Genomic DNA, 11,117 nt, shown 5'->3' on the forward strand with positions numbered 1-11,117 from the left:
GCTGGCACAATCACGTTTTAACCGAACATTCAACGGAGAGATTTCCATGATGCGCGCGGCAACGCTTCTTCGGCTGACGGTCATCGCGACGGCCTCGTGTGCGGCATTCGGCGCACGGGCCGAGACGATCAAAATCGGCGAGATCAACAGCTACAAGGCGCAGCCGGCGTTTCTCGTGCCGTACAAGAACGGCTGGAACCTCGCGCTCGATCAGATCAACGCGGCGGGCGGCGTCAACGGCAATCAGCTTGAAGTCGTCTCGCGCGATGACAACGGCAACCCGGGCGATACGATCCGCGTCGCGCAGGAACTCGTCGCGCGCGAGCAGGTGAAGCTGCTGTTCGGCGGCTATCTGTCGAACACGGGCCTCGCGCTGACCGACTACGCGAAGCAGCGGCGCATCTTCTTCCTTGCCGCCGAGCCGCTTACCGACAAGATCGTCTGGCAGGACGGCAACAAGTACACGTATCGTCTGCGGCCATCCACCTACATGCAGGTCGCCATGCTCGTGCCCGAGGCCGCGAAGCTCAAGAAGAAGCGCTGGGCGCTCGTGTATCCGAATTACGAGTACGGGCAATCGGCGGTCGCCACGTTCAAGCGGCTTTTGAAGTCGGCGCAACCGGACGTCGAGTTCGTGAACGAGCAGGCGACCCCGCTCGGCAACGTCGATGCGGGCGCCGTCGCGCAGGCGCTCGCCGATGCGAAGCCCGATGCGATCTTCAACGTGCTCTTCAGCGCCGACCTCGGCAAGTTCGTGCGCGAAGGCAACACGCGCGGGCTCTTCAAGGATCGCGCGGTCGTGTCGTTGCTGACGGGTGAGCCCGACTACCTCGATCCGCTCGGCGCCGAGGCGCCCACGGGCTGGATCGTGACGGGCTATCCGTGGTATTCGATCGATACGCCGGCCAACAAGAAATTCGTTGCCGACTATCGCGCGAAGTATCACGACTATCCGCGGCTCGGGTCGGTGGTCGGCTATACGGCGATGATGTCGCTTGCTAACGGCTTGAAGAAGGCAGGCTCGGCCGATTCGGACAAGCTCGCCGCGGCGTTCAAGGGCCTCGCCGTCGATTCACCGTTCGGGCCGATCACCTACCGGCCTCAAGACAATCAATCGACGATGGGCGCGTATGTCGGCGTGACGGCGCTGAAAGACGGAAAGGGCGTGATGACGTCGTATCGTTACATCGATGGCGCGAGCGTGCAGCCGTCCGACGACGAAGTGAAGAAGCTGCGTCCGGCCGATTAAGCCTTCGGAAACGGCTTGCTGACATACTTCGACCCGGCGAGCCCGAAGCGCCACGGCACGTCCATCGCCTTGGTTATACCGATACGCGGGCCGGTCACGATCGCGATCTCGCCACTCGCCGCTTCGACGTTAAACGGCGGCTCGAGCAGCGACATCCCGTTGTTTCGATGCGTGATGCCGAGCGCCTGAGCCAAACGCCCCGGCCCCGAGCACAGCAGCTTGAGCGGTTCGAGCCCGCGCCGTTCGCGCATCACGTCGATACCGTGCAGCGGCTCGATCGCGCGGATCAGCACCCCGGCGCCGTGGCCGGCCTCGCGGCACACGAAGTTCAGGCACCAGTGGATGCCGTAGGAGCGATACACGTACACGTGCGCGGGCGGCCCGAACATGACCGCGTTGCGCGGCGTGGGTCCGGAGAAGGTGTGCGAGGCCGGGTCCTCGCGATCGTACGCCTCGGTTTCGACGATACGTCCGCCGACGCCGTCGAGCGTCACCACGGCGCCGATCAACACGCGCGCAACATGTTCGGAAGGAGCGGAAAAATCGATTGGAGAGGTCACAGGCCTTATTCTAGCCGGGCTCGCCCACTCGATCATCGCGGAGAAACGGACATGAAAAGCTCGTGGTTCCTCAAGTTCTCGAACAAGCTCGCGCAGGTAGCCGGCCACGCCTCGACGTTCGTGATCGCGGTGGGTCTCGTGATCGTCTGGGCGATCTCCGGGCCGCTCTTTCACTTCAGCGATACGTGGCAGCTCGTCATCAATACGTCGACGACCATCGTGACGTTCCTGATGGTCTTCCTCATCCAGAACACGCAGAACCGCGATACCGCCGCGATGCAGATCAAGCTCGACGAACTGATCCGCGCGATCGACAAGGCGCATAACGCGCTGCTCGATCTCGAAGAACTCGACGAAAAGGATCTCGCACGGTTTCGCGAGCGCTACGAAAAGCTCGCGAGAGACGCCCGCGACGACTTGCGCGACGCGAGCCGGGAAATCGACCTTCCCTCCGTGGATCGACGGGAAAGAAAATAGCCGGGGGTTTATCGGCGGCATTTACGATAACTTCAATCAAACCGCGAAATTGCACTTGCCAGTGGCGGGTGTTTACGGGATAAAATGTGGAAATACCGTACGAAACATGGACGGACGGTTTAAAGCGGCTTTAACGCTGCAAAATGAACCGGGCTAAAAGCGCCGCAAAAAAAATCAGGACAAAACGCGGCGCTAATTTCGCCAAAACCCTTGCCGGAGCTTGGTCAGCCGCAAACGTTTGGCGCAAAACACTGCGCCCGGCGGGCCTTTGCGGTTTTGCCGGCAAAAGGCGAAAAAGCAAATTTCTACTCCCTAAAGTTTTCCCGGTTTCTGCCGATTAGCGGTTTTAACGCGGCAAATCAAACGCGGGAATTGAGGCCAGTTTGTGCCTCAAATGGCAAGACTATTTCTTTTAAGAGTCGCTAGGATTGGCGTACTCGATTCAGTTTTGGATCGGGTCCACACCTACCTTCTCGTAAAAGGATTTTCAAAAATGCGCAAGCTTTTCAAAGCGTTTGTCCGCGACGAACGCGGCGTCAGCGCCATGGAATATGCCGTCCTGGCAGGCATCGTCGTGATCGCTCTCGGCGGCATGGCAGCCACGTTCAAGACGAGCATCGGCACGATGTTCAGCACGCTGTTCACCAAGGTCACGACCTCGCAGAACAACGCGAACTGATCTGACGTGTCGGGAGTCCGGACGCTGTCTGGCCGGCTCTCCCCTAGTTTCCCCCGAACTCACAACGTAACCATCGTGCAGATCCTGTCGCTTGCCATTCGCCTCGTCGTACTGTGCGTGCTGCTTTGGCTCGCCGTCATCGACGTTCGTTCGCGGCGCTTGCCCACGAACATCGTCCTCACGATCGGTGCTCTATTTTTCGCGGATGCGCTGTTGCAAGGCATGTCCGTCGATGACGTCCTCGCGCATCTGCTGCTCGCGCTCGGCGTCTTTCTGATCTGCGCCGCGCTGTTCGCGGCCCGGATGCTGGGCGGCGGCGATGCGAAGCTCGCCTCCGTCATTTTTCTGTGGGCAGGCTTGGGTCTTTCGCTGGCTGCCTTAACCCTGATTTCGGTGATCGGGACGCTTGTGTCCCTGGTCAGTCTTGCCACGCGGAACATGGATCCGTCGCAGCGCTCGCAGCCGATGCGCGCGCTCGCGATGTTCTCCGGCGCGCGCGGCGTGCCTTACGGCGTGGCGCTTGCGCTTGGCGGCGGTCTCGTCATCGTGCTGCCCGCACTTCTGCCTTTGCTTCTGACGCGATAGGACGGCGTCCCTATGTCCAACATCATCAAGTTTGCCGTGCTCCTCGTCGGAGCGATCCTGATCGCGCTGATCGTGCGCGTGGTCATCGCGAGCGCGACGCGTCCGTCCGGACCGCCCGCCGTCACGACGGAGAAAGTGCAGGTCAGCGCCGCCGATCTTCCGCAGGGCCTGCTCTTGCGCGACGAAGACCTCGTCTGGAAGCAAGTGCCCGCCGCACAGATTCCGCCTAACGCGATCATCTCCGGCGCACCCAACGCACCCGACCTGAAAGGCGCGCTGCTGCGCCATCCGGTGGCAAGCGGTGCGGTGCTCGTCGCCGACGACGTGATCCTGCCGAGCGCCCCTGGCTTCCTTGCGGCAACGCTCAAGCCCGAGATGCGCGCGGTATCGGTGGCGGTGGACGACGTCTCCGGCAACGCGGGCCTCATTCAGCCGGGCGACTACGTCGACCTCCTGCTCACGCAGCAAATGGACCGTCGCACGGATTCGCCGGACATGGCGGTATCCAGTGAAACGGTGGTCGAGCATGTACGCGTTCTCGCGGTCGGCTCGGAGATCAAGCGCCCGAAGAACAACGCCACCGACGCGCCCGAAACCGGCAGTCGCGCTCGCACCGTGACGCTCGAAGTGACGCCGCGCATGGGCGAAGTGGTCGCTGTGGCCGCGCGCCTTGGCAGCTTGTCGCTCGCGCTGCGCAGTTTCGCGACGGTCACGCGCGATCCGGCGGCTGCGGCTGTCACGGCGGCTTCGTCGTCGGAACGCTCGCCGATCTGGGCCGGCGATATTTCGCGCGCAGTGCGTGACCTGCCGCGCTCGCACAAGGCCAGCGCCAGCACGAACAACGCACCGCCGCCCGTGCCGCGCACGGTGGTCATCTATCGCGGCTCCGAGAAAGCCGACGGGGCTGGCGCGCAGGTGACCGGTGCCGCGGATGGCGCGCCGCCGCTGCCGACCGTCGCTTCGCAGCGCTGAGCCCATGCCGACTCATATCGCCAGGACAAGAAAGTCATGAAAACGCAGTCCAGTTCGAGCCGCACCGAAGCCGCGCGCATCGCGCTCGCTTTGGCGTGCGCGGCGCTGATGCCCGGCGCCGCGGCGCTCGCGGCACAGCCCGCCGCCATCGGCCTTCCTTCGTTGGATAGCATGCCGGCCTATCATCCCGAGCCGCCCATACAGATGGCGCAGGTGCGCGTGCCGACGCAGGCGCCCAGGGCGTCTTCGAGCGGTATGGTCAACCCGCCGCCGCTGCCCGCCAGCATGCAGGGTCCGCTTTCCCTCGATGCCGGCAAGGGCACGATGCTGAACCTGAGTGAAGACGCGACCTCGGTCTTCGTCGCCGATCCGAGCATCGCGGACGTGCAGGCCCCGTCGCCGAGAGCGGTGTTCGTCCTCGGCAAGAAGACCGGCATGACGACGGTCTATGTGCTCGGCGCGAACAACCGCACGCTACTGCAACGCACGGTCGTGGTTTCGCGCGACATGATCGCGGTGCGCAACATGATCTCGTCGCGCTTTCCGAACCTGAACGTGCAGTTGACCACGGGGCAGGGCTCGCTGCTGCTGACGGGCCAGGTGAGCAACTCCTCCGATGCCGACGCCGTCGTGCAGGCCGTCACACCCTATCTCGCCGAGAAGGAAACGCTGATCAACCGCATGACGATCGACCGGCCGCTGCAAGTGCAATTGCGCGTGCGGATCACGGAAGTGGACCGCAACGTCACGCAGCAACTCGGCATCAACTGGCAGGCGATGGGCAGCGCGGTCGGCAATTTCTACGGTGGTCTCTTCAGCGGCCGCCCGATCTACAACCTGAACCAGCCGCTCGCGAACGGTGCTGGCGGCGTGACCTATCCGGTGAACCTGCCGACCAACAACGCCTATTCGATGTTCGGCGCGTTCAAGACGGGCAACGTCGATATCCGCGCGCTCGTCGATGCGCTGAACCAGGAAGGCTTGCTGACCGTGCTCGCCGAGCCGAATCTCGTTGCGCTGTCGGGCCAGACAGCGAGCTTTCTCGCTGGCGGCGAATTCCCGATCCCGGTCTCGCAGACGAACGGCGCGATTTCCGTCGAGTTCAAGCAGTTCGGCGTCAAGCTCGACTTCACGCCGACCGTTCTCAGCGAACACCGGATCAGCCTGAAGGTGCGTCCGGAAGTGAGCCAGATCGATACGTCCGTGAGCGTGACGACAGGCGGCATCACGGTGCCGGGTCTCTCGGTGCGCCGGGCGGATACGACGGTGGAACTCGCGAGCGGCCAGAGCTTCGCGATCGGCGGCCTTTTGCAGAGCAACACGACCGACATCATTTCGCAGGTGCCGGGCGTCGGGTCGATTCCGGTGCTGGGCAAGCTGTTCTCGTCGTCGAACTACCAGAACAACAAGACCGAACTCGTGATCATGGTGACGCCGTACCTCGTCGAGCCGACCGATCCCGCGAAACTGCGCACGCCGCTCGAGTCGCTGACTTCACCGAGCAGCGACGTTGAATACAGCTTCACGCACCGCTCCGGCGACGAACCGCCGGCTGCTGGTCAACCGCGTCTCGTCGGCGCGGCCGGATATGTCTATTGAGCGCCCAGCCATGAACCATACGAGACTTCTTTCGCTTCTTCTCGCCTGCGCGTTCGCGGCTGGTGCGAGCGGCTGCTTCAAGCCGCCGCGCGGCATGCCCAACGAGACGGTCATCAGCTACGACGGCCACGGAGCCGTGCCGCCCGACTGCGCGAGCCTGGCGCAACCTTCGCTTTTGACGGACGGCGGCATTCGCCGCCCGAGCATGCAATGGGGCTGCGCGACTTACACGAATCTCGCGGCGCAACTGGCGCACCCCGAGGACATCGTGAAGCCGCAAACGCTCGGCCCGGCCGATGCCGCCGTCGCAGCGAGCGCAGTGCGCCGTTATGAACTGGGTCGCGTGATTCCGCTCGACGCCACGACGTCGCGCGATTCCAAGTAACGCGCCACATTCGAAGAAGAACACAATGAGCACGACAGAACTGAGTTTCCTCAAGCCGAAGACCGGAGTGCGGATCGCCGATTTCATCGCGTTCGTCGCGGATCGCAAGACCGAGCAGGTGCTGAAGACCTTCGTGCTCGAACAGGCGATGCCGCACGCGCATATCGCGATCGGCAACGTCGACGATGCGATCGCGCACCTGTCCAAGATCGAGCGCTCGCCGCTTTTCCTGCTCGTCGACCTGCAGGATTCGGTGATGCCGCTCTCGGACCTCGGGCGCCTTGCGGAAGTCTGCGAGCCGTCGGTGCAAGTGGTGGCGCTCGGCGAACGCAACGACGTGGGCCTTTTTCGCAGTCTGCTCAAGATCGGCGTGCGCGACTATCTGGTCAAGCCGCTGACGGTCGAACTGCTCAAGCGCACGGTGAACGTGTCGGAGGGCAAGGTGAGCCCGGTGACGCTCGCGCGCGCGGGCAAGACCATCGCGTTCGCCGGCACGCGCGGCGGCGTGGGCGTAACGACGCTCGGCCTGAATCTCGCGCGTCACCTCGCCGAGGACACCCACCGGCGCGTCGCCTACGTCGACCTGAATCTGCACGGCGGCGCCGCGAACGGCATGCTCGGCATGCAGAGCAACAACGGCCTGATCGACGTGCTGCAAAACGTGCGGCGGCTCGATCCGCAATACGTGGAGCGCACGCTGGTCGCGAAGGGCAGCCGCCTGTATGTGCTCTCCGCCGATCTCGACTACGGCACCGCGAAGGACTTCGAGCCGGGCGCCTTGACGCGCGTGATCGAGTTGCTGTGCGACAGCTTCCACTACGTGATCCTCGATGTCGGCAATCCCGCCGATACGCTCGCGCAGGAAGCCTTCGATCATGCGTCGCGCGTCTACCTCGTGGTGGACCGCTCCGTGCATTCGACGCGCGAGACGATCCGCCTTCTGCGCTACATCGAAGACCGCGACAACAATCCGCCGACCTCGCTCCTCCTGAACAACCCGAACGCCGCGACCGCGGGCAAGGTGCAGCCGACCGACTTCATGTCGGCCGTCGGACGCACGGTGCTGCACGAAGTGCAGTTCGAATCGAAGGCGATCGCCACCGCCGAAAACCTCGGCGAGGCGCCGCTCGAAAAATCGCCGACGGGCTTCAATCAGGCTATCGCGCGCATCGCGAGCGACCTCACCGGACAACACGCGGCAGCCGATCGCACGTTCCTCCAGAAGCTCAAGCTGAGGAGGAAATAATGTTCGGGCAAAAGCAGGCTTCCAGGCCGCAGCCGGCGATCGATCCCTCCGTCGTGGCGCAGGCAGGCGCCGCGCTCGCGCCGGCCGAGCCGGCACCCGCCGCACCCGCTCAACCGGTCGCGCCGCCTGCGTCCCGTTCGGCGGCGCCGGAAGGCAACGAGACGCTGGTCCGCTCCGACCTCTTCAAGCTGATCCGCAACGGCGTGTTCAGCGCGATGAACGCGTCGGCGGCGGTCGGCAAGACGCGCGAGCAGATGAAGCCCGCCGTCGAGCAGCTCGTGCTGGAAGTCGCCGAACGCGAGCGGCTGAACATCACGCTGTCGGAGCAGGGGCAGATCGTCGGGGAATTGCTCAACGACATGTTCGGCCTCGGCCCCATCGAGCCGCTTCTCGCCGACGAAACCATCACCGACGTGCTCGTGAACGGTCCCGATCAGGTCTATGTGGAACGCCACGGCCGGCTCGAACTGACGTCGTGCAAGTTCCGCGACAACACGCACGTGATCAACGTCGCGCAGCGCATCGCGGCGGGCGTGGGGCGCCGCGTCGACGAAAGCAGCCCGATGGTCGATGCGCGTCTCGCCGACGGCAGCCGGGTCAACGTCGTGCTGCCGCCGCTCGCGATCCACGGCGCGTCGATCTCCATTCGTAAGTTTTCGAAGCGCAACATCACGCTGCACCGGATGGCGCAGCAGGGCAACATGTCCCAGGCAATGGCGAACGTGCTCAAGCTGGCGAGCACGTGCCGGCTGAACGTGATCGTATCGGGCGGTACGGGCTCGGGCAAGACGACGCTGCTCAACGCGCTGTCGCACTTCATCGGTCTGGGCGAGCGCACCGTGACGATCGAGGACGCGGCCGAACTCCAACTCGTACAGCCGCACGTCGTGAGCCTGGAAACGCGGCCGGAGAATGCCGAAGGACTCGGCGCCGTCACGCAGCGCGACCTCGTGCGCAATGCGCTGCGGATGCGTCCTGATCGCATCATCCTCGGCGAAACGCGCGGCCCCGAAGCCTTCGACGTGCTGCAGGCGATGAACACCGGCCACGACGGCTCGATGACGACGATCCACGCGAACACGCCGCGCGACGGCATCACACGTCTGGAAAGCATGGTGATGATGGCGAACGGCAACCTGCCGCTGCTGTCGATCCGCCGGCAGATCGCGAGCGCGGTGCATCTGATCGTGCAAATCGAACGGATGCGTGACGGCATGCGGCGCGTGACGCGCATCACCGAGCTCGTTGGCATGGAAGGCGACGTGATCATCACGCAGGATCTCTTCACGTTCCGCTACGACGCGAGCGCGTATAGCGAGGAAGTGAAGGGCACGTATGAATCGGCATCGGTGCGGCCGGCGTTCTCCGCGCGCGCCGCGTACTACGGCCTCGAAGCCGCCTTGCTCGAAGCAATGACGCCATGAATCTCGTCAACCTCATCACGATCTGTTCGTTCATCGGCGTGATCCTGCTCGGCGTGATGTGGCTGACCGTGCAGGACATGCGCAACCACCAGCCGCATGCACGCATCCGCACGCGCATGCAGCAGTCGTTCGTGACACAGGTCGTGCGCGGCAAGGAAGGCGGCAAGGCCGACCACGATCTCTTCAAGGTGAGCCGCCACGACAACATCCTGAGCCGCTGGTTCGGCCCAAAACTCGTGCGCCTGAAGACGGTCGCGGCCGCGCGCGGCGTGCAGATCGTGATCGGCGCGGGAATCGTGGGCGAAATCGTCGCGCTGCTGATGGTGCACTTCATGCCGCTGCCCGATTTCGCCACGCCGCTGCTCACGCTCGGACTGCCGGCGGCTGCCGTCGTGCAGGCGTACCGCTTTCTCGTCGACCGCTTCCGCAAGCGCTTTCTCGATGCCTTCCCCGACGTGATCGATCTGATCGTGCGGGCCGTGCGCGCGGGCGTGCCGGTGACGCAGGTGATTGCCTCGGCGGCGAGCGAATGTCCCGAGCCGTTGCGCACCGAGTTCAAGCTGATGGGCGACTCGCTGCAGGTCGGGCTCGATCTCGAAGAAGTGCTCGCGGTGGCGGTGCGCCGCATCCAGGTCGCCGACTTCTCGTTCTTTTGCGTGTGTCTTTTGCTGCAGCGCGAAACCGGCGGGCAACTCGGCGAGACGCTGGAAAACCTCGCGGGAATCGTGCGCACGCGCCGCGAGATTCGCCAGAAGACGAAGGCGCTGACGGGCGAAGCGCGCATCACGACGAAGATCCTCGCGGCGATCCCGGTCGTCATCATGCTCTCGATGTACTTCGCCAACCACGACTACCTGATGGTCCTGTTCGACACGGAAGCAGGCAACAAGCTGCTGACGTTCGGCGTCATTTCGATCGTGATGGGCATCGTCGTGATCACCAAGATGTCCAAACTCGATACCTCGCGCTGATACCACGATGACGCAAGACAACGCCGAAACACTGATCAACCTGCTGATGCTGTTCGCCCTGTTCGCGGTGCTGGCCGTGTGGTGGGCGACGAAGCACGGCGGACGGCGTGGCCGGATCGCGGAGCGCGCGCGTCTTGCCGCGCTCACGCATCGCAGCGATCGCGCGGAACTCGAAGATGCCAGCGAGGACGTAGGCTTTCGCACGCGACTTTTGCGCCGGCTCGCGCGAATCGGCGACAAGATTCCGCTCTTCGATGCCAAGTACCGGTTGAAGCTGCAAAAGCAAATGGTGCGCAGCGGCTATCGCAGCAACGTGGCCGTCTCGATCCTGCTCGCGGTCAAGTTTTGCGTCGGGTTGATCTGCGCGGCGCTTACCGTGATGATGGGCTCGCACATTCCGATGATCGGCGAGTATCCGGCGGCGCGCGGCATTGCGATGCTGATGGTGTTCATCGTCGGCATGATTCTGCCGGAGTACGTGGTCGCGTTTCGCGCGGCGCGCCGCCGCAAGGCGATGGCGGGGTGCCTGCCCGATGCGCTCGACCTGCTCGTGATCTGCACCAACGCGGGCAACAGCCTCGGCGTAAGTATCCGGCGCGTCGCGGACGAACTGAAGTCGATCTGCCCGCCGCTCTCCGACGAATTCTCGCTCACCGCCGACGAGCTCAAGCTCTCCGGCGACAGCACGCGCGCACTCCAGGCGCTTGCCGAACGCATCGACCTGCCGTCGATCCGCGCGCTCATATCCACGCTCACCCAGTCGATGCGCTACGGCACGCCGATCACGCAGGCACTGCGCACGCTCTCGCGCACCGAGCGGCTCGCGCATATCGTTTCGCTCGAAGAAAAGGCCGCGAAGCTCGCACCGAAGATGGTCGTGCCGATGATGCTTTTCATTCTCCCCGCGATCATCGCGATCGCAGCCGGCCCGGCCGTCATCCAACTTCTCGCTTTCGTCGCGGGGCAATAA

General features: G+C 64.0%; 12 protein-coding genes. 11 read left to right on the plus strand and 1 reads right to left on the minus strand.

Annotation, left to right across the window (positions count from 1 at the left end; translation table 11 throughout):
- The first annotated feature begins 46 nt into the window (after positions 1–46).
- Positions 47–1,249, plus strand: a complete 1,203-nt coding sequence (locus AWB65_RS14885; protein WP_087667885.1) for an ABC transporter substrate-binding protein — start codon at positions 47–49, stop codon at positions 1,247–1,249.
- Here AWB65_RS14885 and AWB65_RS14890 read toward each other — a convergent pair.
- Entirely contained in the window at positions 1,246–1,845 is a 600-nt protein-coding gene (locus tag AWB65_RS14890) for a DNA-3-methyladenine glycosylase (RefSeq protein ID WP_087667886.1), read from the minus strand. The genes AWB65_RS14885 and AWB65_RS14890 overlap by 4 nt on opposite strands.
- Positions 1,846–1,860: 15 nt before the next feature.
- Here AWB65_RS14890 and AWB65_RS14895 point away from each other — a divergent pair, with 15 nt between their 5' ends.
- The 10 genes from AWB65_RS14895 to AWB65_RS14940 all read left to right on the plus strand — a co-directional run bounded on the left by AWB65_RS14895 (position 1,861) and on the right by AWB65_RS14940 (position 11,117).
- Entirely contained in the window at positions 1,861–2,286 is a 426-nt protein-coding gene (locus AWB65_RS14895) for a low affinity iron permease family protein (RefSeq protein ID WP_087667887.1), read from the plus strand.
- A 493-nt stretch (positions 2,287–2,779) separates the two neighbouring features.
- On the plus strand, positions 2,780–2,965 hold the full coding sequence (locus AWB65_RS14900; RefSeq protein ID WP_087657378.1) for a Flp family type IVb pilin: 186 nt from the start codon (positions 2,780–2,782) through the stop codon (positions 2,963–2,965).
- 75 nt (positions 2,966–3,040) lie between these two features.
- Positions 3,041–3,550 (plus strand): A24 family peptidase, encoded by a 510-nt coding sequence (locus tag AWB65_RS14905; RefSeq protein ID WP_087667888.1) that lies wholly within the window; start codon positions 3,041–3,043, stop codon positions 3,548–3,550.
- A 12-nt stretch (positions 3,551–3,562) separates the two neighbouring features.
- Entirely contained in the window at positions 3,563–4,522 is a 960-nt protein-coding gene (gene cpaB / locus AWB65_RS14910) for a Flp pilus assembly protein CpaB (protein WP_087667889.1), read from the plus strand.
- Positions 4,523–4,558: 36 nt separating this feature from the next.
- Positions 4,559–6,121, plus strand: a complete 1,563-nt coding sequence (locus AWB65_RS14915; protein WP_445344293.1) for a type II and III secretion system protein family protein — start codon at positions 4,559–4,561, stop codon at positions 6,119–6,121.
- A gap of 10 nt (positions 6,122–6,131) precedes the next feature.
- A complete protein-coding gene (locus AWB65_RS14920) occupies positions 6,132–6,506 on the plus strand; it encodes a CpaD family pilus assembly lipoprotein (RefSeq protein WP_087667890.1) in 375 nt (124 codons plus the stop codon).
- A 25-nt stretch (positions 6,507–6,531) separates the two neighbouring features.
- On the plus strand, positions 6,532–7,752 hold the full coding sequence (locus AWB65_RS14925; RefSeq protein ID WP_087667891.1) for a CpaE/TadZ family protein: 1,221 nt from the start codon (positions 6,532–6,534) through the stop codon (positions 7,750–7,752).
- Positions 7,752–9,176 carry a TadA family conjugal transfer-associated ATPase gene (locus tag AWB65_RS14930; protein ID WP_087667892.1) on the plus strand — a complete coding sequence of 475 codons (1,425 nt, stop codon included), beginning with the start codon at positions 7,752–7,754 and terminating at the stop codon, positions 9,174–9,176. Before AWB65_RS14925 ends, AWB65_RS14930 begins: the two co-directional genes overlap by 1 nt.
- Positions 9,173–10,147: a type II secretion system F family protein gene (locus AWB65_RS14935; RefSeq protein ID WP_087667893.1), complete on the plus strand. Its 975-nt coding sequence runs from the start codon at positions 9,173–9,175 to the stop codon at positions 10,145–10,147. Before AWB65_RS14930 ends, AWB65_RS14935 begins: the two co-directional genes overlap by 4 nt.
- Positions 10,148–10,154: 7 nt before the next feature.
- Positions 10,155–11,117: a type II secretion system F family protein gene (locus AWB65_RS14940; RefSeq protein ID WP_087667894.1), complete on the plus strand. Its 963-nt coding sequence runs from the start codon at positions 10,155–10,157 to the stop codon at positions 11,115–11,117.

This window comes from Caballeronia humi, from assembly GCF_001544475.1.
GTDB classification, from domain to species: Bacteria; Pseudomonadota; Gammaproteobacteria; order Burkholderiales; family Burkholderiaceae; genus Caballeronia; species Caballeronia humi.